The organism is Geodermatophilus sp. SYSU D01105 (assembly GCF_054050095.1).
In genome coordinates, this window is record NZ_JBJGYR010000007.1 from 1 (window position 1) to 25,002 (window position 25,002).

Annotated in this window: 24 protein-coding genes; 5 read left to right on the forward strand and 19 right to left on the reverse strand. The window is 74.0% G+C overall.

Annotated elements, in window-relative coordinates:
* From ACI79I_RS08010 to ACI79I_RS08060, 11 genes are all read right to left on the reverse strand, one after another.
* Positions 1-1,113 (reverse strand): HAMP domain-containing protein (locus tag ACI79I_RS08010; RefSeq protein WP_456991784.1); only part of this gene is annotated, 1,113 nt, incomplete at its 3' end.
* Between the two features lie 273 nt (positions 1,114-1,386).
* Positions 1,387-1,656 (reverse strand): methyl-accepting chemotaxis protein, encoded by a 270-nt coding sequence (locus tag ACI79I_RS08015; RefSeq protein ID WP_456991785.1) that lies wholly within the window; start codon positions 1,654-1,656, stop codon positions 1,387-1,389.
* 338 nt (positions 1,657-1,994) lie between these two features.
* A complete protein-coding gene (locus ACI79I_RS08020) occupies positions 1,995-3,635 on the reverse strand; it encodes a methyl-accepting chemotaxis protein (RefSeq protein ID WP_456991786.1) in 1,641 nt (546 codons plus the stop codon).
* A gap of 84 nt (positions 3,636-3,719) precedes the next feature.
* A complete protein-coding gene (locus ACI79I_RS08025) occupies positions 3,720-4,307 on the reverse strand; it encodes a methyl-accepting chemotaxis protein (RefSeq protein WP_456991787.1) in 588 nt (195 codons plus the stop codon).
* Between the two features lie 265 nt (positions 4,308-4,572).
* Positions 4,573-6,192 (reverse strand): methyl-accepting chemotaxis protein, encoded by a 1,620-nt coding sequence (locus ACI79I_RS08030; protein ID WP_456991788.1) that lies wholly within the window; start codon positions 6,190-6,192, stop codon positions 4,573-4,575.
* Positions 6,193-6,501: 309 nt separating this feature from the next.
* Entirely contained in the window at positions 6,502-7,245 is a 744-nt protein-coding gene (gene otsB, locus ACI79I_RS08035) for a trehalose-phosphatase (protein ID WP_456991789.1), read from the reverse strand.
* Positions 7,242-8,657 (reverse strand): alpha,alpha-trehalose-phosphate synthase (UDP-forming), encoded by a 1,416-nt coding sequence (locus tag ACI79I_RS08040; RefSeq protein WP_456991790.1) that lies wholly within the window; start codon positions 8,655-8,657, stop codon positions 7,242-7,244. The genes otsB and ACI79I_RS08040 overlap by 4 nt, the downstream gene beginning before the upstream one ends.
* Before the next feature lie 48 nt (positions 8,658-8,705).
* On the reverse strand, positions 8,706-9,062 hold the full coding sequence (locus ACI79I_RS08045; protein ID WP_456991791.1) for a fluoride efflux transporter FluC: 357 nt from the start codon (positions 9,060-9,062) through the stop codon (positions 8,706-8,708).
* Complete coding sequence (crcB, locus tag ACI79I_RS08050) at positions 9,059-9,481, reverse strand: fluoride efflux transporter CrcB (RefSeq protein WP_456991792.1); 423 nt, start codon at positions 9,479-9,481, stop codon at positions 9,059-9,061. The genes ACI79I_RS08045 and crcB overlap by 4 nt, the downstream gene beginning before the upstream one ends.
* A gap of 55 nt (positions 9,482-9,536) precedes the next feature.
* Positions 9,537-11,294, reverse strand: coding sequence for an N-acetylglutaminylglutamine synthetase (gene ngg / locus ACI79I_RS08055; RefSeq protein WP_456991793.1), 1,758 nt, complete (start codon positions 11,292-11,294; stop codon positions 9,537-9,539).
* Positions 11,295-11,304: 10 nt separating this feature from the next.
* Positions 11,305-13,086, reverse strand: coding sequence for an N-acetylglutaminylglutamine amidotransferase (locus ACI79I_RS08060; protein WP_456991794.1), 1,782 nt, complete (start codon positions 13,084-13,086; stop codon positions 11,305-11,307).
* Positions 13,087-13,168: 82 nt separating this feature from the next.
* Between ACI79I_RS08060 and ACI79I_RS08065 the strand changes: the two genes are divergently transcribed.
* The gene (locus ACI79I_RS08065) at positions 13,169-13,492 is read left to right on the forward strand and encodes a hypothetical protein (protein ID WP_456991795.1); all 324 of its coding nucleotides are present in this window, start codon (positions 13,169-13,171) and stop codon (positions 13,490-13,492) included.
* Between the two features lie 10 nt (positions 13,493-13,502).
* On the opposite strand, the gene ACI79I_RS08070 is transcribed toward ACI79I_RS08065, so the two are convergent.
* The 4 genes from ACI79I_RS08070 to ACI79I_RS08085 all read right to left on the reverse strand — a co-directional run bounded on the left by ACI79I_RS08070 (position 13,503) and on the right by ACI79I_RS08085 (position 17,334).
* Complete coding sequence (locus ACI79I_RS08070) at positions 13,503-14,261, reverse strand: iron ABC transporter ATP-binding protein (protein ID WP_456991796.1); 759 nt, start codon at positions 14,259-14,261, stop codon at positions 13,503-13,505.
* Positions 14,258-15,274, reverse strand: coding sequence for an iron chelate uptake ABC transporter family permease subunit (locus ACI79I_RS08075; protein WP_456991797.1), 1,017 nt, complete (start codon positions 15,272-15,274; stop codon positions 14,258-14,260). The genes ACI79I_RS08070 and ACI79I_RS08075 overlap by 4 nt, the downstream gene beginning before the upstream one ends.
* The gene (locus tag ACI79I_RS08080) at positions 15,264-16,241 is read right to left on the reverse strand and encodes an ABC transporter permease (protein ID WP_456991798.1); all 978 of its coding nucleotides are present in this window, start codon (positions 16,239-16,241) and stop codon (positions 15,264-15,266) included. The genes ACI79I_RS08075 and ACI79I_RS08080 overlap by 11 nt, the downstream gene beginning before the upstream one ends.
* Positions 16,242-16,320: 79 nt before the next feature.
* Positions 16,321-17,334 (reverse strand): siderophore ABC transporter substrate-binding protein, encoded by a 1,014-nt coding sequence (locus tag ACI79I_RS08085; protein WP_456991800.1) that lies wholly within the window; start codon positions 17,332-17,334, stop codon positions 16,321-16,323.
* Positions 17,335-17,457: 123 nt separating this feature from the next.
* Between ACI79I_RS08085 and ACI79I_RS08090 the strand changes: the two genes are divergently transcribed.
* Positions 17,458-18,450 (forward strand): aldo/keto reductase, encoded by a 993-nt coding sequence (locus ACI79I_RS08090; RefSeq protein ID WP_456991801.1) that lies wholly within the window; start codon positions 17,458-17,460, stop codon positions 18,448-18,450.
* On the opposite strand, the gene ACI79I_RS08095 is transcribed toward ACI79I_RS08090, so the two are convergent.
* Positions 18,420-19,283, reverse strand: a complete 864-nt coding sequence (locus ACI79I_RS08095; protein ID WP_456991802.1) for a PaaX family transcriptional regulator — start codon at positions 19,281-19,283, stop codon at positions 18,420-18,422. The two genes, ACI79I_RS08090 and ACI79I_RS08095, sit on opposite strands and share 31 nt — an antisense overlap.
* Before the next feature lie 135 nt (positions 19,284-19,418).
* On the opposite strand from ACI79I_RS08095, the gene ACI79I_RS08100 reads away from it, so the two are divergent.
* Both ACI79I_RS08100 and ACI79I_RS08105 read left to right on the forward strand, forming a co-directional pair.
* Complete coding sequence (locus ACI79I_RS08100; protein WP_456944785.1) at positions 19,419-19,784, forward strand: hypothetical protein; 366 nt, start codon at positions 19,419-19,421, stop codon at positions 19,782-19,784.
* Positions 19,777-20,226: a hypothetical protein gene (locus tag ACI79I_RS08105; RefSeq protein WP_456991803.1), complete on the forward strand. Its 450-nt coding sequence runs from the start codon at positions 19,777-19,779 to the stop codon at positions 20,224-20,226. The genes ACI79I_RS08100 and ACI79I_RS08105 overlap by 8 nt, the downstream gene beginning before the upstream one ends.
* Before the next feature lie 22 nt (positions 20,227-20,248).
* Here ACI79I_RS08105 and ACI79I_RS08110 read toward each other — a convergent pair whose 3' ends face one another.
* Entirely contained in the window at positions 20,249-20,977 is a 729-nt protein-coding gene (locus tag ACI79I_RS08110; RefSeq protein ID WP_456991804.1) for a hypothetical protein, read from the reverse strand.
* Between the two features lie 146 nt (positions 20,978-21,123).
* Between ACI79I_RS08110 and ACI79I_RS08115 the strand changes: the two genes are divergently transcribed.
* Positions 21,124-23,424: a SpoIIE family protein phosphatase gene (locus tag ACI79I_RS08115; protein WP_456991805.1), complete on the forward strand. Its 2,301-nt coding sequence runs from the start codon at positions 21,124-21,126 to the stop codon at positions 23,422-23,424.
* Positions 23,425-23,457: 33 nt separating this feature from the next.
* Here ACI79I_RS08115 and ACI79I_RS08120 read toward each other — a convergent pair whose 3' ends face one another.
* Both ACI79I_RS08120 and ACI79I_RS08125 read right to left on the reverse strand, forming a co-directional pair.
* Positions 23,458-23,979 (reverse strand): flavin reductase family protein, encoded by a 522-nt coding sequence (locus ACI79I_RS08120; RefSeq protein WP_456991806.1) that lies wholly within the window; start codon positions 23,977-23,979, stop codon positions 23,458-23,460.
* A 64-nt stretch (positions 23,980-24,043) separates the two neighbouring features.
* Positions 24,044-24,982, reverse strand: a complete 939-nt coding sequence (locus tag ACI79I_RS08125; RefSeq protein WP_456991807.1) for a hydroxymethylglutaryl-CoA lyase — start codon at positions 24,980-24,982, stop codon at positions 24,044-24,046.
* Positions 24,983-25,002: the final 20 nt, after the last annotated feature.

Here is a 25,002-nt window from a genome sequence, read left to right on the forward strand (position 1 = left end):
CGAGGACTCCCCCAGCTTGGCCACCGTCGCCGTGGTCGTCTCCGCCGCGGTCACCGCCCGCGCGGCCACGTCGGAGGCCTCCGCGGCGTTCGTGGCGATCTCCCGGATGCTGGCGCCCATCTGCTCGGCGCCGGCGGCCACGGTCTGCACGTTCCGGCTGACCTCCTCCGCCGCCGAGGCCACCACACCCGACTGCGCGGAGGTCTCCTCCGCCGAGGCCGAGATCTGCGCCGACGAGGCGCTCAACTCCTCCGAACTGGCCGCCACCGCGTCCGCCGACGCCGCCACCGACCCCAGCACCCCGCGGAGGTTGCCCTGTGCGACGGTGAGCGCGCCGGCCATCCGGCCCAGCTCGTCCCGGCCGCGCACCTCCGGCGCGACCGTCAGGTCCCCCTCGGCGAGGGCCTCCACCGACCGCTGCACCGACGTGACGGTGGACACGATGCGGCGGACGACGAACACGGTCAGCGCACCGGCGACGGCGACACCCGCGGCCAGGGCGACCCACAGGGTGAGGACGGCGGACGAGGCGATGGCGCTGGCGTCGTCGGTGTCGGCCTGGCCGGCCGCCACCCGCCGCTCCTGCATGGCGTTGTACTCGTCCATCAGCACGTCCGAGGTGTCCTGCAGCGGTCCGGTGATCAGCGCGGCGGCGGCCCGCAGGTCGCCGGCATCCGCGGCCGGGACCAGCTGGCCCTCGGCGATCTCGTAGTAGTCCGTCACGTGGCCGCGGAAGACCTCGAACGCCTCCCGGTTGACGGTCACCTCGGCATAGGCGTCCAGCTGGCCGTCGATCGTCGTCCGCCGCTCGGCCAGGTCGGCTCGCAGCGCGGCGCGGGTCTGCGCGTCAGCCAGCGGGTAGGAGTTGTAGCGGGACCGGTCGCCCTGCCAGGAGCGCTGGATGTTGGACAGGTCCGCCAGGGTGACGACGTTCTCGTTGATCCGGGTCGACGCCGCGTCGAGGGCGTTGATCCGACTGACCGCGAGGACGGTCATGCCGATCGCGACCGCGGCGAGCACGGCCAGGGCCGCACCGATCTTCACGCCGAGGGGGCGGTCGGCGAACCAGCCGCCGGACCGGCGGTCGGCGACGGGCGGTGCGGTGGTGCTCATGTGGCGTCTCCTGGACTGGTGGGTGGTCGACGGGATCGGGTCTCCGTCGACCCGCTCAGTTCTCTTCGGCAACACCCACAGCCATTTCAGGGACCTTGGTCCTGAATTTACTGAGTTCCTGGTCGCACTCTCACAGGTGGACCTCCGGCACCATTCCGAGGAACACGGACACATGTCGACGGCCGCAGTTCGGTGCCGTTCCCGCCATTGTCGACACGGGACGCCGAGAGGCCGCACGGACGTCGTCCGTGCGGCCTCTCGGTGAGCGGTGGGTCAGTAGGTGGAGCGGCCCGCGCTGGTGCGGAGGTCGGCGGCCATCCGGGAGAGCTCGTCCCCGGCCGTGCGGGTCTGGGTGGTCGACTCGGCCGCACCGGAGACGCCGGTGGTGTTCGCGGCGATCTCCCCGGAGCCGGCCGCCGCCTCGTTGACCGAGCGGGACATCTCGTTGGTCGTGGCGGTCTGCTCCTCCACCGCCGAGGCGATGGCGGTCTGCCGGTCGCTGATCTGCGCGACGATCGCGGAGATCTCCCCGATCGCGGTCACCGCAACGGTCGTCGGGTGGAGCTCCTGCCTGGGCGGGTCGAGCGGTGGTGGGCGGCGGGCCTGGCCGCGAGGCACCCGGTCCCACGGACGGACGGAACGGCGGGACACGCGGGACGGGTGGTGCTGCAGAGGGAACCAGGACGACGGACAACTCCGCCCCTGCCATTTCCGGGGTGTCGGGAGGATGGCTCAGAGATGTCGGCCACCGGCCTCCGTCTGTCGACTTGACGCCATTCCGCACGGACGCTCGGCCCATTCGGCGTCGACCCGGCGGCCCATGTGGAGGAACGACGGAGCGCCCGACCGGTGGACCGGTCGGGCGCTCCGCAGGTGGTTGCTCAGTAGGTGAAGCGGGTGACGCTGGTGCGCAGCTCGGCGGCCATCCGGGACAGCTCGTCCACCGCGGTGCGGGTCTGGGTCAGCGCCTGCGTCGTGGCCCCGGCGGCCTCCGAGACCCCGGTGATGTTCTGCGCGATCTCCCCGGCACAGCCGGCGGCCTCGGTCACCGACCGGGACATCTCGTTGGTGGTGGCCGTCTGCTCCTCCACCGCCGAGGCGATGGTGGTCTGCCGATCGGAGATCTGCGCCACGATCGAGGAGATCTCCCCGATCGCGGTCACCGCCGCGGTCGTGTCGCCCTGGATCGCCTCCACCCGGCGGGCGATGTCCTCGGTCGCCTTGGCCGTCTCCTGCGCCAGCTCCTTGACCTCGTTGGCCACCACCGCGAAGCCCTTGCCCGCCTCCCCGGCCCGGGCGGCCTCGATGGTGGCGTTGAGCGCCAGCAGGTTGGTCTGCTCGGCGATCGAGGTGATCACCTTCACCACGTTGCCGATCTCGATCGAGGACTCCCCCAGCTTGGCCACCGTCGCCGTGGTCGTCTCCGCCGCGGTCACCGCCCGCGCGGCCACGTCGGAGGCCTCCGCGGCGTTCGTGGCGATCTCCCGGATGCTGGCGCCCATCTGCTCGGCGCCGGCGGCCACGGTCTGCACGTTCCGGCTGACCTCCTCCGCCGCCGAGGCCACCACACCCGACTGCGCGGAGGTCTCCTCCGCCGAGGCCGAGATCTGCGCCGACGAGGCGCTCAACTCCTCCGAACTGGCCGCCACCGCGTCCGCCGACGCCGCCACCGACCCCAGCACCTCACGCATGGCACCGACGGCCTCGTCCAGCGCCGCGCCGGCGCGGCCGACCTCGTCGCGGGTGCGCAGGCCGGTGGCCCGGGTCAGGTCACCGCGGGCCAGGGCCTCGGCGGAGTCCTGCATGCGCCGCAGGCCGCCCGCGAACGAGCGCGCGATGGCGAAGCCGATGCCCAGCGCGGCCACCAGGCCCACGACCAGGACCGCGAGCAGCGTCGTCCGCGTGCTCTCGTAGGCGTCGGTCGCCGCGACGGCCTCCGCCGACGCGGTGTCGGCCAGGAGGTCGGTGAGCCCCTGCAGGTCCTCGACGATCTCCTGACTCAACGGGACGACCTCGTTCTGACGCAGCGCGTTGAACTCCTCCATGCGGCCCTGCGCGGCCAGCGAGTCCAGCTGGTCGCCGAGCTCGATGTAGTCCTCGATCGCGCTGAGCGAGCTCTCGAGCGCCTCGCTGACCTGCGGGTCGGCCGCGACCACGGTGCGCATCCGGTCCCCGGCGTCCGACAGGTCGGCGCGGGCGTCGTCACGCGCGGCCAGGTACTGCTGCTTCAGCTCGGCGTTGGGGGAGTAGGTGCTGTTGGTCGACTGGAAGCGGCTGTTCAGGAACTGGAAGCGGATCTCCTGCGCCAGCTGCGTACCGATGACGTTCCGCTCGTACATCTCCTGGGTGCGGTCGGCCGCGCTGCCGAGGGCGCCGAGGCCCACGACGCCGACCACGAGGGCGGCGAGGGCGGCGACGGCGACGGCGGCCAGGACCTTGGTGCGGACGCCGAGGTCACCCCACCAGGAGCGGTGGGGGGCCCGCACCGGTGCGGTGCGGGACGGGGTGGAGCGGGTGGTCATGACGGGTCCTCGAGGATCAGGGGAGGGGAGGGAGGGGCCGCCGGGCAGGCGCGGCGGGGGAAGACGCCGCGCCGGCCCGGGTGGTCAGTGGGGGAGGCGGCCGACGGCGGTGCGCAGGTCGGCGGCCATCCGGGGCAGCTCGTCGACCGCGGTGTGCGTCTGCGTCACGGCCTGGGTGGTCGAGCCGACGGCGCTGGAGACGCCGGTGGTGTCCACGGCGGTCCCGCCCGAGCCGGTCGCCGCCTCGTGGACCGACCGGGACATCTCGGCGGTGGTGGGGGTCCGGATCGCCTGCACGCGGCGGGTGGTGTCCTCCGTGGCCTCCGCCGTCTCCGGCGCCGCCTCCTCGACCTCGCTGGCCACGACGACGAAGCCCTTCCCGGCCTCCCCGGCCCGGGCGGCCTCGATGGTGGCGTCGAGCGCCGGCAGGCTCGTCTGCTCGGCGGTGCTGACGACCACCTCCACGGCGTCGCCCATCTCCCGGGAGGTGTCGCCGAGCGTGGCCACGTCGGAGGCCTCGGCCGCGGTGATCCCGATCTCCTTGATCGGGGCCCCGATCTCCTCCGAGCTCGCCGCCACCGCGTCCGCAGGTGCCAGCGTGAGGGTGGGGGGCCGATCGGTGGACCCACGACCGCTGCGCCGGTGCGCGGTCGTCGTGAGGGGAACGGCCATGTGGTGCTCCTGGGGTTGTGCGCGGGGACTGTCGATGCGCCCCGAGGCCATTCCACGGATTCTCTGGTACCTGCAGGAGTACTGGGGTGCGGCGCCATCGTCAGGCATTCCGCACGGTTGTGTTGCGCATCGACGTGCGTGTCGCGGGGCTCGACCGAGAATTGTCGGTGACCGCCTCCCCCCGGGTTCTTTGTCGACTTGACGTGCGCTGATCGCGACCATTCCGGGGCGGGGGGAGCTCGCGCTCTCCCCGCCCCGGGGACGGTCAGTAGGTGAAGCGGCCCACCGCCGTCCGCAGCCCCGAGGCCATGCGGGAGAGCTCGTCCACCGCCGTCCGGGTCTGGGCGAGGGCCTGCGTGGTCGAGTCCGCGGCGGTGGAGACGCTACCGATGTTCTCGGCGATCTGGCCCGAGCCGCCGGCGGCCTCGGCGACCGACCGGGACATCTCCGCGGTGGTCGCGGTCTGCTCCTCGACGGCCGAGGCGATGGTGGTCTGCCGATCGGAGATCTGGGCCACGACCTGCGAGATCTCCTCGATGGCGGTCACCGCGGCGGTCGTGTCGCCCTGGATCGCCTGCACGCGCTTGGCGATGTCCTCGGTGGCCTTGGCCGTCTCCTGCGCCAGCTCCTTGACCTCGTTGGCCACCACCGCGAAGCCCTTGCCCGCCTCCCCGGCGCGGGCGGCCTCGATGGTGGCGTTGAGCGCCAGCAGGTTGGTCTGCTCGGCGATCGAGGTGATCACCTTCACCACGTTGCCGATCTCGGCCGAGGACTCCCCCAGCTTGGCCACCGTCGCCGTGGTCGTCTCCGCCGCGGTCACCGCCCGCGCGGCCACGTCGGAGGCCTCCGCGGCGTTCGTGGCGATCTCCCGGATGCTGGCGCCCATCTGCTCGGCACCGGCGGCCACCGTCGCCACGCTGCGCGAGACCTCCTCGGCAGCGCCGGCCACCACGCCCGACTGGGCCGAGGTCTCCTCCGCCGAGACGGCGATCTGCGCCGACGACGCCGACAGCTCCTCCGACGACGCCGCGACCGCGTCGGCCGACGAGGCCACCTCGGCCAGCACCGCGCGCAGGCTCTCCTGGGCCGTGTCCAGCGAGGCCGCCATCTGCCCGAGCTCGTCACGGGAGTGCACGCCGGTGCTCCGGCGCAGGTCGCCGGAGGCCATGGCCTCGGCCACCCCCTGCACCGCGCGCACGGTCCGGGTGATCCGGCGGACGACGACCACGGTCAGCGCGCCGGCGAGCGCGGTCGCGACCAGGGCGCTCACGACGAGCGTGGTGACGGCCGAGTCGGCCCGGTCAGCGGCGTCCACGTTCCGGGTGGCGGCCTGCGCGGACTGGGCGACGCCCTCCTCCTCGAGGCCGTCGGCGATGTCGGTGAGCAGCGGGCTGGAGACCTCCCGGTAGATCGCCGCGTAGGCCGCGAGGTCCCCGCGGTCGGCGGCGGGGAACAGCTGGGTCTCGTTCGTGCTGAGGAACTCCTCGCGGGCGCCGAGGTACTTGTCCATCGCCGCCTGGTCGATGACGTAGGGCTGGTACTCGGCGAGCGCCGCGTCGACGTCGGCCTGCTTCTCGTCCATCTCGCCGCGCAGCTCCACGCGCCGCGCCGGGTCGGAGACGGCGTACTCGAGCACGCGGGCCCGGTGCGCGGCGGTCGCCCGCTGGACGGCCGAGAGGGCGTTGAGCGGCTCGAGGTTCTCGGTGTAGATCGTCTCCTGGTGCGTCCGCATCTCGGAGATCCGGAGCACCGCGAGGGCGTTGGTCGCGAGGACGACGACGGCGAGCAGCGCGACGACCGCGCCGATCCGGACACCGACCGGCCGGTCGTCGAACCAGCGGGCACGGCCGCCGGAGGGTGGAGCGGGAATGGTGGGGGAGAACACGGGACCCCTCCTGGGAGGCCGATGGCGAGGAGCGCCGGATGTGCGCCGGGCCATAGTGTGGAGCCATTCCAGGAGTTCGCCCCGACGCCGGATGCAGCGGGTGCGGAATCGTGCAGGATCGTTTTCCGGACCTGCGGTCACCGCCGCCCGGGAAGTCCTTTGTCGACAGGATCGGAACGGTCACCGGCGCGATCCCGGGTGCCTTTCGCTCCGATGGCGCGGAGGAGGCGGGGAGTTGTAGACGACGAGTGGCCGGTCGCCGCCCGCGCGGGCAGCGGCGACCCCAGCCGGTTCCGCGCCACGCCGGGGTCAGGCCAGCAGGTCGGCCAGGTCCTCGAGGAGGCGGACGACGACGTCGAGGCCGGCGACGCGGAAACGGGCCGCGGTCTCCCCCTCCCCGACCTTCACCGAGACGTCGCCCGGAAGCAGGGCGCGGAAGGCGTCCTCGTCGGTGCGGTCGTCCCCGAGGTAGACCGCCGCGGCGGCACCGACCTCGTCGCGCAACCGACGGAGGGCCCGGCCCTTGTCGGCGTCGGTGACGGCGAGCTCGAGCACCTCCTTGCCGGGCTTCTTCGTCAGTGACGGATCTGCTGCGGCATCGGCCTCGGTCAGCAGGGTGGCGGCCGCGGCGCGGTCCGCCACCTGGCGCACGTGCACCGCCACGCTGGCCGGCTTGACCTCCAGTCGGGCCCCGGGGACGGCGGCGACGAGGGGCGCCAGCCGCTCGGCGAGGGCGTCGCGCCGGCCGGCGAGCTCGCCGGTCAGCGGGCCGTCGAACTCCGCACCGTGGCTGCCCACCCAGCGGTAGGGGCCGGTCAGCCCGCTGACCTCCCGCAGGTCGGCGACACCGCGGCCGCTGACCAGGGCGAGGACGACGCCGGGCCGGGCGGCCACGCGGGCCAGTGCCTCGGCGACACCGGGGGAGGGGACCGCCTCCGAGGGGTCGCCCACCAGCGGGGCGAGCACGCCGTCGTAGTCGCTGGCCACCAGCAGCGGCCGCCGTCCGGCGAGCTCGCGGAGTGCGGCGGTCAGGTCCGCGGGGACGGCGGTCACGCCTGGGCGCGCAGCGCGTCGAAGAAGGACGTGGCCCAGTGCTCGAGGTCGTTCTTGGCCAGGTGGCGGCGCATGGCGCGCATCCGCTTGGCCAGCTCGTCGGGCTCCGCGCGCAACGCCCGCACCAGCTGGTTCTTCACGCCGGCGATGTCGTGCGGGTTCACCAGGAACGCCTGCTTGAGCTCGGCCGCCGCGCCGGCGAACTCCGACAGGACCAGCGCTCCGCCCAGGTCGCTGCGGGCGGCGACGTACTCCTTGGCGACCAGGTTCATGCCGTCCCGGTACGGGGTGACCAGCATGACGTCGGCGGCACGGTAGAGGGCGGCCAGCTCCTCGCGGGGCACCGACTGGTTGATGTAGTGCACGGCCGGGCCGCCGAGCGTGCCGAAGACGCCGTTGATGTGCCCGACCTGCTGCTCGATCGTCTCGCGCATGTGCACGTAGTGCTCGACGCGCTCCCGGCTCGGCGTGGCCACCTGGACCATCACCGTCTGCGGGGCTTCCAGCACGCCGTCCTCGAGCAGCTCCTGGAAGGCGTTGAGCCGGACGGCGATGCCCTTGGTGTAGTCCAGCCGGTCGACCCCGAGGATGATCTTGTCGGGGTTGCCGAGCTCGGCCCGGATCTCCTTGGCCCGCTGGACCACCTCGGGGGAGCCGGCGAGCTCGTCGAAGGCGGCGACGTCGATGGAGATGGGGAACGCCCGCGCGGTGACCGTCCGGCCGTCGTACTCGATGGTCTGTCCCCGCGCCGGGAGCTCGTGCAGCCGGCGGGCCAGCTGGACGAAGTTGGCCGCCGCACTGGGCCGCTGGAACCCGACCAGGTCGGCCCCGAGCAGGCCCTCCACGATCGCCGAGCGCCACGGCAGCTGGGTGAACAGCTCGTAGGGCGGGAACGGGATGTGCAGGAAGAAGCCGATGGTCAGGTCCGGCCGCCGCTGCCGCAGCATCGCCGGGACCAGCTGAAGCTGGTAGTCGTGGACCCACACGATCGCGCCCTCGGCGGCGACCTCGGCGGCCCGATCGGCGAAGCGCTTGTTGACCTGCACGTAGGTGTCCCACCACGTGCGGTGGTACTCGGGCTTCTCGACGACGTCGTGGTAGAGCGGCCACAAGGAGGCGTTGGACATGCCCTCGTAGTAGCGGTCGACCTCCTCCTCGGAGAGCTCGACCGGGATCAGCGACATGCCCCCGGACTCGAACGGCTCCGGCGCCTCACCGGCCGACCCCGACCAGCCCACCCAGGCGCCCCCGCGGCCGGCGACGAACGGCTCCAGGGCGGTCACCAGCCCGCCGGGGCTGCGCTGCCAGCGCGTCGTCCCGTCCGCATCGGTCACCTGGTCGACCGGCAGCCGGTTGGCCACCACGACGACCGGGCTGTCCGCCCGCTCGCTGCCTGCCGCTGTGTCCGCCATACCGCCCCCGACCCTACTGACCGCCGTCCCCGGCGGCAGCCGCAACCCTCATCCCCGGGCCAGGGCGTAGGCGCCCGCGGCCGCGCCCAGCCCCAGCACGACGCTGCCGGCCGCGTAGGCCAGCGCCCGGGCCAGGGCCCGCTCCTCGACCAGCCGGACGACGTCGTTGCCGTACGTGGAGAAGGTCGTCAGGGTGCCGCAGAAGCCGGTGCCGACCAGCACGACGACGGCCGGGGGAACCGACCGCAGCCCGAGCAGGACGCCCAGGACCGCGCTGCCGGCGACGTTGACCGCCAGGGTCCCCGCGACACTGCCCCGGCCGCGCCGGCCGACGGCGAGCCGTTCGGCGAGCAGCCGCAGCGGCGCACCCACGAGGGCGCCGGCGGCCACCAGCAACGCGGTCACGCGACCTCCTCCTCGACAGCGACCTCGGCGCTCCTCGGCACCGGCCGCGGGGCCAGGGCCCTGCCGAGCACCACCCCGGTGGCCGCGGTGAGCACCCCGCCGAGGACCGACGCCGCCACGTAGGCCGCCGCGGTGCCCCACGCGCCGACGTCGACCAGCTCGACGGTCTCCACGGCGAAGGTCGAGAACGTCGTGTAGCCGCCGAGGACGCCGGTGCCCAGGAAGGGGCGCAGCCAGGGGTGGTCGGGGTGGACGGCGAACACCGCGCCCAGCAGGACGCCGAGCACCAGGCAGCCGGTGAGGTTGACCAGCAGCGTGGCCCACGGCCAGGTCCCCGGGCGGGAGGGGAGGGCCTCGGTGACCCCCCATCGCGCCAGGGCACCCAGGACACCCCCGAGAGCCGCCATCACGTACGCCACGCGCCCATCCTCACCCCCGACGGCCGCCCGGCGGGGACCTCCCCGGGGTCCTCCCTCAGCGGCGGCGGGTCTCCGGGAACAGCAGGTCCACGAAGCGCTCGACGGTCGGCTGCGGCTCGTGGTTGGCCAGCCCGGGCCGCTCGTTGGCCTCGATGAACACGTGCTCGGCTCCCTCGACGTCGGGCACGAGGAAGTCCAGCCCGGTCACCGGGATGCCGATCGCCCGGCTGGCCCGGACCGCCGCCTGCGCGATCGCGGGGTGCAGCCGGTCGGTGACGTCCTCGATCGTGCCGCCGGTGTGCAGGTTCGCCGTCCGGCGGACCCGGATGCGCTCGCCGGTGGGCGGGACGTCGTCCATCCCGTACCCGGCCTCGGCGACCACCTCGGCGGTCGTGTCGTCGAGCGGGATCCGGGACTCCCCGCCGGTGGCCCGCTCCCGGCGCCGGCTGGTCGCCTCCACCAGCTGCGTCACCGGGCTGCGGCCGTCACCGATCACCTCGGCCGGACGGCGGACGGCGGCGGCCACCACCTCGTGGTCGATCACCACCACCCGCAGGTCGTCGCCCTCGACCAGCTCCTCGACGAGCACGTCGGGGCAGAACTGCAGCGCGACCCCGACCGCGCGCTCCAGCGCCTCGGGGGAGGTCACACCGACGGTGATCCCACGGCCCTGCTCGCCGCGGGCGGGCTTGACGACGACCTCACCGCATTCGTCGAGCAGCCGCCGGGCGTCGTCCAGGGCACCCTCGGCGGCCCGCACGCCGCGGGGCACCCGGACGCCGGCCCGCTCCATGATCCGGCGGGTGACCCGTTTGTCGTCGCAGCGGCTCATGGCGACCGCGGTCGTGAACTCCGACAGGGACTCCCGGGTGAGCACGGTCCGGCCGCCCAGCGACAACCGCATCTCACCCCACTCGGCGTCGGTGACCTCGACCCGCACCCCGCGCCGCAGCGCCTCCTCGGCGATGATCCGCCCGTAGGGGTTGAGGTCCTCCAGGCCCTCGGGGCGGGAGGCGAACAGCGGCGTGTTGATCGGGTTCTTCCGCTTGAGGCAGACGGCGGGGGTCCGCTGGAAGCCGAGCTTGCGGTACAGCGCGATCGCCCCGGCGTTGTCGTGCAGCACCGAGAGGTCCAGGTAGGCCCGCCCGCGGCCGACGTAGCGCTCGGCCAGCACCCGCACCAGCGCCTCCCCGGTGCCCGGCGGCGCGTCCTGGGCGTGCACGGCCAGGCACCACAGGCTCGCCCCGCCCTCGGGGTCGTCGAAGGCGAGCACGTGGTCGACGCCGGTGACCGTGCCGACGATCCGGCCGGTGCGCCGGTCCTCGGCCACCAGGTAGGTGAACGTGCGGGTGCGGTGGTTGGCCCACATCGTCTCCGGGTCGCCGGTGACCATGGCGTTGCGGGCGTAGATGTCGTTGACCGCGTCCATCTCCGCGAGCGCGGTCACCGTCCGGACGAAGACGCCCCGGATCAGCTCGGGCCGCGGCCGGTACCGGTGCAGGTCGAGCCGGTAGGTGTAGCTCGGGTCGATGAACAGCTCGTCGGGGGCCAGCCCGACCAGCACGTGCGGGTCGCGCGGGTAGATGCAGATGTCGCGGCGGCCGCTCTCCTCGGCACGGAGGGCGTCGACGATGCCGCGCATGTCGGCGAAGGTCTGGCCGAAGACCAGCCGCCCCCAGCCCATGTCGAGCACGACGTCGGTGCCCATGCCCTGCCGCTGGTGCTCCGAGGGCTGCTGCCACGAGCGGCTGGTGAACGAGGGGGTGTCGGCGACGGCGGTGCGGCGCCGGTGGCCGGCGATGCGGGGACTCATCCGCGCCCCCTCACACCCCGTGGGTCTGCAGCCAGAGCTCGAGCAGGCCCAGCTGCCACAGCTTGTTGCCCCGCAGCGGCGTCAGCTCGCCGTTCGGGTCGGCCAGCAGCGCGTCGACGTACTCGCGGCGGAACAGGCCCCGCTCGCGGGCCGCCTCGCCGGTGAGCGCGTCGCGCACCAGGTCGAGCACCTTGCCCTGGAGGTGGGTGATCGCCGGGACCGGGAAGTAGCCCTTCGGGCGGTCGATGACCTCCGGCGGGATGATCCGCCGCCCGATCGCCTTGAGCACGCCCTTGCCGCCGTCGGCCAGCTTGAGCTCCGGCGGGCACATCGCGGCCAGCTCGACCAGGTCGTGGTCGAGGAAGGGCACCCGGGCCTCCAGGCCCCAGGCCATGGACATGTTGTCGACCCGCTTGACCGGGTCGTCGACCAGCATGACCTCGCTGTCGAGGCGCAGTGCGGCGTCCACCGCCGTCTGGGCGCCGGACATGGACATGTGCCGCCGGACGAACTCCAGGCTGGGGTCCCCGTCGCAGGTGTAGCGGTCGGCCACCAGCCGCGCCATGTCCGCGGCGTCGCGGTCGAAGAAGGCCGCGGCGTACCGCTCCACGGCCTCCCCACGTCCGACGTCGGCCAGCGGCGGGTACCAGTGGTAGCCGGCGAAGACCTCGTCGGCGCCCTGGCCGGACTGCACGACCCGGATCGACTGGCTGACCCGCTCCGACAGCAGGTCGAAGGCGACGACGTCGTGGCTGACCATCGGCTCGGCCATGGCGCCGATCGCGTGCCCGAGGGCGGCCGCGAGCTCGTCGGAGGCGACCCGGATGCGGTGGTGGTCGGTGGCGAACCGCTCGGCGATGACGTCGGAGTACTGGAACTCGTCGCCCTCGCGGCCCCCGACTGCCTCGAAGCCGATCGAGTACGTGGCCAGCCCGGTCTGCCCCTCCTGCGCGAGCAGGCCGACGATCAGGCTCGAGTCCAGCCCGCCGGAGAGCAGCACGCCGACCGGGATGTCGGCGACCAGCCGCCGCCGGACGGCGACCCGCAGCGCCTCCTCGATCGCGTCCTCCCAGTCCCGGTTCGACCAGGAGGCGTGCTCGGGGCGGCGCTCGTAGGTCGCGTTCCAGTAGCGCTCCTCCCGGGAGGTGCCGTCGGCCTCGACCACGCGCACGGTGGCCGGCGGGAGCTTCCGGACGCCGTTGACGATCGTCCGCGGCGCCGGCACGACGGCGTGCCAGGTCAGGTAGTGGTGCAGGGCCACCGGGTCGATCGAGGTGTCGACGTCCCCGGCCTTCAGCAGCGCCGGCAGCGACGAGGCGAACCGCAGCCGGCCGGGCGTCTCGGCGAGGTAGAGCGGCTTGATGCCCAGCCGGTCGCGGGCGAGCACGACCCGGCCGGTGTCCCGCTCGTGGATGACGAAGACGAACATCCCGTGCAGGTGCGAGACCACGTCGGTGCCCCAGTGGTGGTAGCCCTTGAGGATCACCTCGGTGTCGCTGGTGGAGAAGAAGCGGTACCCGTGCCCCTCCAGCTCGGCGCGCAGCTCCTTGTAGTCGTAGATGCACCCGTTGAAGACCGCGGTGAGGCCGAGCTCGCTGTCCACCATCGGCTGGGAGCCGTGCGGGGACAGGTCGATGACCGACAGCCGGCGGTGCCCGAAGGCCACCCGCCCGTTGCTCCACGAGCCCTGGCCGTCGGGGCCGCGGGGGACGAGGGCGTCGACCATCCGCGCCACGGCGGTGGTGTCGGCCAGGGAGCCGTCGAACCGGATCTCACCGGAGAGGCCGCACATGTCGTTGATCCAACCCCAGGTTCCCGGACCCCGCGACGGGGCCGGGAGAACGTCACACCGCCGCAACACGGGCCGGTTCCACGTGGAACAGACACCGCGGGCACGGCGGCGGGTCCACCGGGCCTGCGGCGGGCTGCTGCAGACTCGGGAGGGTGACCGCCCCCGCGAGGTCTGCGGTGCTGGCCGTCGCTGGGTACGGGGCAGCGGCGGCGGCCTCGCCGGCCACGGCGCGCTGCTCGTGCTCGTCGGCGCGGCCGCGCTGCTCGGCGCGTTCGGGCTCCCGCCGGCCGACAGCCGGGCGCTGCGCTGGCACGTCCTCCTGTGGGACCCGTGGTTCCTCGGCTGGGGCGTGCTCCTGGCCGTCGGGGCGGTGGCGCACCGGCGCCGGGCCCGGGGGAGGGGCTGACCAGCGGCGCTCAGCTGTAGTACAGGGCCACGGGCCGGCCGTCGATCTCCCGGACGTCGACGGTGGTGTCGTAGACCGCCGCGAGCACCTCGGGGCGCATGACGTCGCGGGCGGGGGCGTCCGCGACGACGCTCCCGTCGCGCATGGCCACGATGCGGTCGGCGTAGGTCGCCGCGAAGTTGACGTCGTGCAGCACGGTGACGACCCGCTTGCCCAGCTCGTCGGCCATCCTCCGGACCAGCCGCATGATCTCGGTCATGTGCCGCAGGTCCAGGTTGTTGAGCGGCTCGTCGAGCAGGACGTACTTGGTGTCCTGCGCGAGCACCATCGCGATGAAGGCCCGCTGGCGCTGCCCGCCCGAGAGCTCGTCGAGGAACCGGTTCCGGTACGGGTCCAGGTCGAGGTAGGCGATCGCGCGCTCGATGTGCTCCCGGTCGACCACCGTGAGCCGCCCCCGGGAGTGCGGGAAGCGCCCGAACTCCACGAGGTCGTGCACGGTCAGGCGCGCGGCGACGTGGTTGTCCTGGCGCAGCACCGCGAGGACCTTGGCCAGCTCGGAGGACGGCGTCGTCGCGACGTCCATCCCGTCCACCGTGACCCGGCCGGCATCGGGCCGGACGAGGCGGCTCACCAGCCCGAACAGGGTCGACTTGCCGGCGCCGTTCGGCCCGATGAGCGCCGTCACGCCCTCCGCGCCGAACCCGATCGAGAGGTCGTCGACCACCGCCTGGCCGTTGTAGCGCTTCGTGGCGCCCTCGAGCGCGATCACCGCGCCCCCTTCCGCAGGACGAGGTACAGGAAGAACAGCCCACCGGCGAAGTCGATGACCGTCGAGAGGGTGCCGCCGAAGCCGAACGCCCGCTCGAGGACCAGCTGGCCGCCCAGCAGGCAGACCATGCCGATGAGCACGGCGGTGGGCACCGTCCACACGTGGCGGAAGGAACCCGCGTAGGAGTAGGCCAGGTTCGCGACGATCAGGCCGAAGAACAGGATGGGACCGACCAGCGCCGTCGACGCGGCGATCATCACCGAGACGATCGTGAAGAGGGTCATCACGACCCGCCGGTGGTCGACGCCCAGACCCACGGCCGTCGGCTCGCCCAGCGTGAGCACGTCCAGGGTGCGCAGCAGCGGCACGACCGCGACGCAACCGAGGGCGACGAGCAGCGCGGTGAGCGCCAGCAGCACCTCGTCGGGGCGCGTGAGCGAGGCGAACACCGCGTCGGTGAGCACCTGGAAGTCCAGCGGGTCCAGCATCCGCTGCATCCACTCGGTGAAGCTGCGGAAGAACGTGCCCAGCACGATGCCGACCAGCAGCATGAGGTGGATCGACCGTCGCTTGCCGCCGAACAACCAGGTGAACAGGACGACGCTGGAGGCCACCATGACGACGACCTGGACGATCCACAGGGTGAACGGGTCGGCAGCCAGGAACGACGCCGACCCGGCGGAGAAGACGATGACCGTCGAGACCAGCACGTAGAACGCGTCGAACCCCATGATCGACGGGGTCAGGATGCGGTTCTGCGTGATCGTGTGGAACACCACCGTCGAGACGCCGACCGCCGCCGCGACGACGAGCATCGCGAGCACCGTGAGGCTGCGGATCTCCAGCGCGAAGGCGAGCGAGCCGGGGACGTCGGTGAAGCAGTAGGCGGCGGCCAGACCCAGGACCGCGACGCCGAGCACGGCCAGGCGGACCCGGGGTTGCGCCCAGCGCGCGGCGAACCGGGCACGGGGGGCGGCGGGACGGGCCGCCGGGGGAGCGGGGTCAGTGAGCACGGCTCCCCCGTCTCAGCAGCAGCCAGAGGAACAGCGCCGCGCCGATGACGCCGACGATGACCGACAGCGGGATCTCGTAGGGGAACCGCACGACCCGAGCCAGGATGTCGCAGGCCAGGACGAACACCGCCCCCAGCCCGGCGACCCACGGGATCGCGCGGCGCACGTTGTCGCCGATGAGCAGGCTCACGACGTTCGGCACGACCAGCCCCAGGAAGGGGATCAGGCCCGCCGTGACGAGCACCGCCGCCGTGATCACCGCGATGAGCACCATGCCGACGGCCACCCACCGGCGGTGGTCGAGCCCCAGGTTGGTCGCGAACTCCTCACCGAGCCCGATCACGCTGAAGCGGTCGGCGGCGAACCACGCGACCGCGACCATGGCCGCTGCGATCCACACGAACTCATAGCGGCCCTGCATGACCGTGGCGAAGCTGCCCTGCGACCACTGCCCGAGGGACTGCAGCAGGTCCAGGCGGTAGGCGAAGAAGGTGGTCGCCGCGCCCACGACGCCGCCGAGCATGATGCCGACCAGCGGCACGAGCACGAGCTGGCGCACGGGCACGACCCGCACCACGCGGAGGAACACCCAGGTGCCGACGAGGCCGAAGACGGCGGCGACACCCATCTTCCCGACGACGGCCATGCCCGGGAAGAACACGATCGTGACCAGCATGCCGAGGGTGGCGAACTCGCTGACGCCGGTCGTGCCGGGCTCCACGAACTTGTTGCGGACGAGCATCTGCATGATCAGCCCGGCGATGCCCAGGGAGGCGCCGACGAGGACCACGGCGACGGTGCGGGGGATGCGGCTGGCCACGAGCAGGAAGGCCGCGTTGCTCTCCGGCCCGCCGGCGAGGACCGACCCGAGGGACACGTCGGAGACACCGACGAACAGGCTCGCGAGCGCCAGGACCGCGAGGAGGACGCCGACGAGCACCCCCACCCAGGTGCGGCCGGGCCGCACGCGGGCAGGGGTGCTCGTCGGGGTCGTGTCGAGCGCCGTCACAGGGGACGGGAGGGGTGCTCGGGCAGGTGCGACCTGGTCACGCAGCGATCTGCAGCACGTCGTCGATCATGATCTTCGTGGTGTCGATGCCGCCGAAGACGATGTACCAGGCCACCGGGTCGAGGTAGTGGATCTGGTCGTTCTGGAACGCGGTCGTCTGCTCGACGATGTCGTTGTCGAGGACCGCCGCGGCCGCCTGCGCACCCTCCTCGCCGGTGGCGGCGTCGCGGTCGACGACCCACAGGTGGTCGGGGTTGGTCTCGAGCAGGAACTCGAAGGAGACCGGCTCGCCGTGCGTGGCGGCCTGGATGTCCTCGACCACGGGCTGCACGCCGAACGCGTCGTAGATCAGCCCGCCGCGCGCGCCGCGCCCGGACGCGTCCTCGCCCGCCGGGGCCATCGCGCTGAGCTCGCCACCGGAGACCATGATGCCCAGGCCCGTGCCCGCCTGGGCCGTGGCGGCCTTCGCCTCCTCGATGCCCGCCTCGATCTCGTCGATCGCGGCGGCCGCCTCGTCCTCGGCACCGAGCACCTCGCCGAGGAAGGTGGCGTTCCGCTCGAGGGTCTCGGTGTACGAGCCGCGCAGGCTCAGGTCGACGGTCGGGGCGATCTCGCTGAGGTCCTCGTACAGCGCCGAGGAGCGGCCACCGACCACGATCAGGTCGGGCTGCTGCGACTCGATCTCGACCAGGTCGGCCTCGAACAGGGTGCCGGCGTTGAAGGCGTCGTCGGCCAGGTACTGCTCGAGGTAGCCCGGCACCGAGTCGAGCGGGGCGCCGGCGATCTCGCCGCCGAGCGCGCCGATGGTGTCGAGGCTGGCCATGTCGAAGACGACGATCCGCTCGGGGTCCTTCGGGACGTCGACCGTAGTCTCCTCGAGGACGGGCTCCTCGTCCTCGGCGGCGGTGTTCCGGTCCCACGTGAAGGGGACGGTCTCGGCTGCGGCGGTCCCGGCTTCGGCAGTGTCCTCGCCCTCGCCGCACGCGCTCAGCGACAGGGCGGTGGCCACGGTGAGGGAGAGGGCGGCCAGCGGCCGGGCGGCGGTGCGCATCGTGCTCCTGAGGGAAGGCTTGGCTAACTGAGGGCGCCCTAACTTCGCACACCACCCGTCACGGCTGTCAACCGGGTCACCACCACCCGGTTGTCGGGTGGGCAGCAGGGGCAGGGGAGGGGCATGGAGACGCGCACCATCGGAGACCTGACCGTGTCCGCCCAGGGGCTGGGCTGCATGGGGATGAGCGAGTTCTACGGCACCGGTGACCAGGCCGAGGCCGAGCGGACCATCCGCCGCGCACTGGACCTCGGCGTCACGTTCCTCGACACGGCCGACATGTACGGCCCGTTCACCAACGAGCGACTGGTGGGCGCGGCGATCGCCGGTCGCCGCGACGAGGTCGTCCTCGCCACCAAGTTCGGCAACGAGCGCGGCGAGGACGGCTCCTTCCGCGGGATCAACGGCCGGCCGGACTACGTCCGCCGGGCCTGCGACGCCTCCCTGCAGCGGCTCGGCGTCGACGTCATCGACCTCTACTACCAGCACCGGGTCGACACCACCGTGCCCGTCGAGGACACCTGGGGCGCCCTGCGCGAGCTGGTCGAGGCGGGGAAGGTCCGTCACCTCGGCATCTCGGAGGCCGCGCCGGAGACCATCCGCCGCGCGCACGCCGTCACGCCGGTGACGGCCGTGCAGACCGAGTACTCGCTGTGGACCCGCGACCCCGAGGACGACGGCGTCCTGGCCACCTGCGCCGAGCTCGGCATCGGCTTCGTCGCCTACTCGCCGATCGGCCGCGGCTTCCTCTCGGGGCAGATCCGCAGCATCGACGACCTGGCCCCCGACGACTTCCGCCGACGCAACCCGCGCTTCCAGGGCGAGAACTTCGTGCGCAACCTCGAGCTGGTCGACCGGGTCCGCGAGATCGCCGACGAGAAGGGCGTCACCGCCACCCAGCTCGCCCTGGCGTGGGTGATGGCGCAGAGCGACCGCGGGGGGAACCCGACGGTCGTCCCGATCCCGGGCACGAAGCGGGTGGCCTACCTGGAGGAGAACGCTGCCGCCGCCGACGTCCGGCTCACCGACGACGACCTGCGCCGGCTGGACGAGGCCGCCCCGGCGGGCGCCACCGCCGGGGACCGCTACCCGGACATGTCCACCGTGCACCGCTGAGCCGGCCAGGGCTGCTCGTCGCCCGGCCCGTCCCACCGTCCGGTGACGAGCGTGGCCACGTGCTCGCGCGCCGGGCCGTGCAGCCGGGCGCAGAGCTCCTGCCAGGCCTCCCACAGCTCCGCACCGGGCCAGCCCGGCGGCCGCAGGGCGTCGGGGAGCATCGGGTCGCTCACGCCCACCCGGCGGATCTCGGCGAGGACCCGCAGGTGGGTTACCAGTGCCGAGACCCCGTCGGGCGCGGGGCCGGCCAGCACGGCGCGGATGCCGTCGATCACCCGGCGGTAGGCCGCGGCGACCCCCTGCAGGTCCCAGCACCGGGCGGCCAGCTCGGTGTCCGAGCCGCCGGTCTCCTGGGTCACCTGGGCGGTGAGCAGGTCCAGCCGGCTCAGCGGCTCCCGGGCCAGCTCGGTGCGGACGTCGTCGAGCGCGACCTTGTGCGGGGACAGCCAGGTGGCCGGGGCCAGCGGGCCGAACCCGTGGCGGGTGAGCGTGCGCCGCACCCGTTCCCGGGCCGACCGGTCGGTCTCGGGCACCGTGTAGATGACCATCCGCCAGCGGCCGTCCCAGGGTCCCAGCCGCTCGTCGAGCCGGGCCCACCGGGCACGGACGGCGGCCCGCAGGTCGTCGGTCGGTGTGTAGAGCGTCTCGCGGCCGCGGCGGGAGGCGGCCAGCCACCCGGACCGGCGCAGGGCGGCCGTCGTCATGCGGGTGGTGGGCTCCGCGACCTCGAACGCCTCGAGCAGTGTCACCAGGGCCCGGAGGCGCACGGGCTGGTCGGTCACGGCGTCCAGGTGCTCGGAGAAGAGGTCGACGACCAGATCGCGGACGGTCATGGCGGTCCTTTCGGCACGCCCGTCACCGGGCGCGCCCCCGTGGTGTCCGTCCCGGCCGAGGGCGGTGCCCGAGACGTTCCCCCTGGGCGCGAGGATGGCATCCGTGCCCAGCGCCGTTCCCGCGAGGTCCCCCCGGTGACACCGGTGCTGGTCGTGGCGGTCACCGTGCTCGCCGCCGCGGTGGCCCTCGCGGGCCTCGCCTCGACCCTCGCGCGCCGGCGGATCGGCCTGCTGCACCTGTGGGCGACCGCGCTGCTGGAGGTGGTCCTGCTGGTGCAGGTGGTGCTCGCCGTCGTCCTGCTGGTGCGCGGTGAGCGCCCGGCCGACACGCCCACCTTCCTGAGCTACCTGGCCGGCGTCGCGCTGCTGCCGGTGGCCGGCGGGCTCTGGGCGCGCTCGGAGCCCACCCGCTGGGCCGGGACGGTGCTGGCGGTCGCCGCCGCCGCGGTGGGGGTCATGATCTGGCGGTTGCTGCAGCTGTGGGAGGCGACGGGTGGCTGATCCGGGACGACGGGGCGTCGACGACGCGGGGCAGGACGCGGCGACCTCGACCGGAGGGGGCCCGGGGCGGGTGCTGGTCGCCGTCTACGGCGTGTTCACCCTCGCCGCCGGGGCGCGGGCCGCCGTCCAGCTGTCGACGCGGTTCGCCGAGGCGCCGGTGGCCTACCTGCTGTCGGCCCTGGCCGCGGTCGTCTACCTCGTCGCCACGGTGGCGCTGGCCCGCGGCGGCCGGCGCACCGCCCTGACCGCCATCTCGATCGAGCTGGCCGGTGTGCTGGTGGTGGGCACGCTGTCCCTGCTGGACCCGGCGGCCTTCCCCGACGAGACGGTCTGGTCGGCCTACGGCCGGGGTTACCTGTTCATCCCGCTGGTGCTGCCGGTGGTCGGCCTGCTGTGGCTGCGGCGGCGGGCGGCGGCCGCGCGCGAGGGCACCCCCCGCTGACCGGCCGCCGCCTCGCCGGGGCTCAGAAGTCCCCGCCGCCGCCGAAGTCCCCGCCGAAGTCGCCGCCGCCGAAGTCCCCGCCGCCCATGTCGCCGCCGTAGTCGCCCTGCGCGCCGCCGGCGAAGTCACCACCCGGGTCGCCGCCGTAGTCGCCGTCGGCCCCGTCGGCGTACCCCGCGGCGTAGGCCTCCTCGTCCCCGCCGCCGAACAGGCCGCCGTCGCCCAGCCCGGTGTCGAACAGGGCATCGGCCACCGCGGTCCCGACGACCAGGCCGCCCACGGTCCCCAGCAGGCTGGCGCCCATCATGCTGCCGAAGCTGGGCCCGCCGAACCCGCCGCCGTAGCCCCCGCCGTACGCCGGCCCGTACCCCGGGCCCCCGCCGTACCCCGGGCCGTAGCCGCCGAAGGCGCGCTCCAGGGTGCCGGGGTGGCGCATCTCCGCCCGGGTGGCGGCGCGGGCCAGGCTGCGCGGGTCGTCTCCGTGCGCCCGCTCACCGGCCGCGGCGAGCTGGTCGAGGACCTGACGTCGCTGCTCGGGGGTGAGCTGCCCGAACGCCTCGGCGTGCGCTTCCTCGATCTTGTCCGGTGGCGCGGTCCGCAGCAGGTAGCGGTAGCGCTCGATGGCCCGCTCGTCGTCCGAGCGGCCGGCGGGTGGCGGTGGTGGTGGCGCCTCGTAGCCCTCGTACCCGCGGTCGTACCCCTGGTCGTGGGCGGGCCGGCGGCGGCCGAAGAGCCGGTCGAGCAGTCCCATGGCGATCGTCTCCCTCCCCGTGGAGCACGACGTGCCCCGCTGCTGGGTTCCCGCCCGGCGCCCGCCCACACCTGCCGGGTGGAACCGCAGGTCAGCGCCGCCGTGGTGGGTGGTCGCCCCGTGCGGGCCGCGGCTACTGTCGTGTCGTGCCGGCCGACCGGGACGCCCGCCCCCAGGCGCCCACCCTCCCGCCCGACGACGTCAGCGACGCCCGGCAGGCCGGCATCGTGAGCGCCGCCACCGCCGTCGTCTCCGAGCACGAGTCCTCCGGCACCGCCTCGGCGGCGCTGCCCGGCGTCCTGGCCGACGTGCCGGTGGCCGTCCTGGTCATCGACCGGGACGCCGGTGCGGTCATCTACGCCAACACCAAGGCGGTCGAGATGGCCGGCAACGTCTCGCTGCCGGTCGACGTCGACACCTGGGGCGGCTCGGCGGGCCTGACCGATCTCGGCGGCCGGCCGCTGGCCAGCACCACCGGGCCCCTGTCGCTGGTCGCCCAGGGACAGCCGGTCAACGGCGAGGCGATCCGCCTCACGCCGGAGCGCAGCACCGAGACCGAGCGGGCGGCGGTCGAGGGCGGTCGCGAGCACCTGCTGTGGGTGACCGGCTTCCCGCTGTCCCGGCCGGGCAGCGAGCAGCAGCTCTCGCTCGTCGTCTTCCTGGAGGTCGACCCCGGCGGCGCCGAGGCCGACCCCGACCGGTACCTGCAGGCGCTGCGGGAGCGGGCGGTGGTCGCCACCGACATCGCCTTCGCGATCTCCGACCCGCGGGAGCCGGACAACCCGCTGATCTGGGTCAACCCGTCGTTCTCCCGGATCACCGGCTACGGGTACGAGGAGGCGGTGGGCCGCAACTGCCGGTTCCTGCAGGGCCCGGCCAGCGACCCGGAGGCGGTCGCGGAGGTCCGCGCGGCCATCACCGCCCAGCGCACCGTCACCACGACCCTGCTGAACTACCGTGCCGACGGCACCGCGTTCTGGAACCAGCTCTCCATCAGCCCGGTGTTCGACGGCCAGGGGACCCTCGTCAGCTTCGTCGGCGTGCAGACCGACGTCACCGAGCGGGTGCGCGTCGAGCGCCAGCGCGAGGCCGCCTTCGCCGCCGAGCAGGTCGCCCGCCAGGAGGCCGAGCTCGCCCGCGCCACGGCCGAGCAGTCCCGGGCCGACGCGGAGAAGGCGCGCGCCGAGGCCGAGCGGGCGCAGACCCGGCTGGCGCTCATGGCCGAGGCGACCAGCACGCTGATCGCCACGCTCGACCTCACCGACCTGCTCGACCGGCTGGCCCGGCTGTGCGTGCCCCTGGTGGCCGACTGGGTGTTCATCACGCTCGTCGACGACACGGGGGCCGTCGTCCGCACCGCGTTCCGGCACCGGGAGGGCCGCGAGGAGGAGCTGCGGCTGCTCAGCACGGTGCACGCCCCGCACCTGCCGCCCGGCTCGCCGACCCGCCACAGCATCACCACCTCCCGGCCCGTCGTCGTGCAGCACGCCGACGAGCAGGTGGAGGAGCTGCTCGCCACCGACGCCGCCCGCGAGGCCTTCGCCCGGATCGGCGGGACGTCCCTGCTGGCGGTGCCGATGGTCGCCCGCCGCCGCACCCGCGGGGCGATCCTGCTCGGCCGCACCGCCGCCGGCCGGCCGTTCAGCCAGGACGACGTCGACCTCGCCGAGGACCTCGCCCGCCGCGCGGCGCTGGCCATGGACAACGTGCGCCTCTACCAGCAGGAGCACACCGTCGCCGACACCCTGCAGCGCTCCCTGCTGCCGCAGCTGCCGGACATCCCGGGCATCGAGGCCGCCGCGCACTACGTCAGCGCCTCCGAGGCGGCGGACGTGGGCGGGGACTTCTACGACCTGCTGCACCTGCCCGACGGCTCGGTCGGCGTGGTGATCGGCGACGTCGTCGGGCACGACATCGCCGCGGCGGCCGCGATGGGCCACCTGCGCGGGCTCATCCGGGCCTGCGTCTGGGAGGCGCCCGACCCCGACCCGGGCATCGTCCTGGCCCGGGTCGACCGGCTGGTGCAGGGGCTGGGCGTGGCCTCGATGGCCACGCTGGTCTACGCACGGGCGGTCCCGCCGGCCGAGCCCGGCGGGACGTGGCGGGTGCACCTGGCCAGCGCCGGCCACCCACCGCCGCTCCTGCGCGGGACGGACGGCACGGTGCGGGTGCTGGAGGAGGTGGCCGGGCTGCTGGTCGGTGTGGACGGCGGTGCACGGCGGCCGTCGACGGTGCTCGACGTCCTCCCGGGGACCACCCTCCTCGGCTACACCGACGGGCTGATCGAGCGGCCGGGGGAGGACCTCGACCGCGGCGTCGCCGAGCTGGTCACCCGGCTGGCCGGTACCCCGCCCGAGGCGACGCCCCGCGAGCTGTGCGACGCCGCGGTGGCCGCGGGCCTCGACGGCCGCGACGACGTCGCGCTGATCGCCGTCCGGTTCGGCTGACGGCACTCGGCCGTCGGGTCCGGCTGACGGCGCTCAGCCGTCGGTGCCCGCGAGCAACCCGTAGGCCCCGCGGTGGAACAGCAGCGGGCGCCGCCGCCCGTCGGCGCCGAGGTCCAGCACGCGGGCGGCGACCAAGGTGTGGTCGCCGCCGTCGTACTCCGCCCACAGCTCGCAGTCGATCCAGGCCACGACGTCGTCGAGCACCGGCTGCCCCTGCCGGCTCGGACGCCAGTGCACCCCGGCGAACTTGTCCACCCCCGAGCGGGCGAAGGTGCCCGAGAGGTCGTGCTGGTCCTCGGCGAGGACGTTGACGCAGAAGCGGCCGATGTCCCGCAGCCGCGGCCAGGTGCGGGACGTGCGGGCGGGGGCGAACACCACCAGCGGCGGGTCCAGCGACAGCGAGCTGAACGACTGGCAGGTGAAGCCGACCGGTCCGTCCTCGGCCAGGGCGGTGACCACGGTGACCCCGGAGGCGAAGTGCCCGAGCACCTCGCGCATGACCTTCGGGTCGACGACCTCGACCGCGCCGTCCGTGCCGGGGTCGACCTCGCTCATGACCCCACCCAACCACGGGTCGGGCGAGCCGGCCCGCGTGTCCTCCGACCGGCCCGGGCCGGCCTCAGGCGACGGTCGCGGCGTTGCGGGGGACCGAACGGCCGCCCGCCCGGTAGAGCGAGCTGGGCAGCTCGTGCCCGACGGCGTCCTCGGTCACCCGCGCGGCGGCCAGGACCGCGTCGAGGTCCATCCCGGTGTGCACGCCGGACTCCTCGAGCATGTAGACCAGCTCCTCGGTGGCGATGTTGCCGCTCGCGCCGGGCGCGAACGGGCAGCCGCCGAGGCCGCCGACCGACGAGTCGAGCTGGGTGACCCCGGCCTGGACGGCGGCCAGCGCGTTGGCCTGTCCGGTGCCCCGGGTGTCGTGGAAGTGGACGCCGACCGCGATGCCGGGACACGCCCGGCGGACGGCGTCGAGGAGCTGGACCACCCGCAGCGGCGTCGTCGTCCCGATGGTGTCGCCCAGGCAGAGCTGGTCGGCCCCGGCGGTGACCGCGGCCCGGGCGACGTCGACCGTCCGGCCGATCGGGGTGCGACCGTCGAACGGGCAGTCCCAGGCGGTGGCGATGACGACCTCGAGCGAGCCCCCTGCGCCGTGGGCGAGGCCGGCGATCTCCGCCACCGCCCCCACCGCCTCGGCGGTGGAGCGCCCCGCGTTGGCCCGGCTGTGGCCGTCGGAGGCCGAGACGACGTACTCCAGGTTCGACACGCCCGAGTCCACCGCCCGGGTCGCGCCGCGCGGGTTGGCCACGAGGGCCGACCAGAGGACGTCGCCCCACCGGGAGAGCTCGGCGGCGACCGCGTCGGCGTCGGCGAGCGCCGGGACGGCCTTCGGCGAGACGAACGACGTCGCCTCGATGCGCCGCACCCCGGTCGCCACCAGGGCCTCCAGCATGCGCAGCTTGGCCTCCAGCGGCACCGGCGCCTCCAACTGGAGCCCGTCGCGCATGCCGACCTCGCGGACGTCCACGGCGGCCGGCAGCACCAGGTCGAACTCGTTCACGGGAGCTCCCCTCGTCGGAA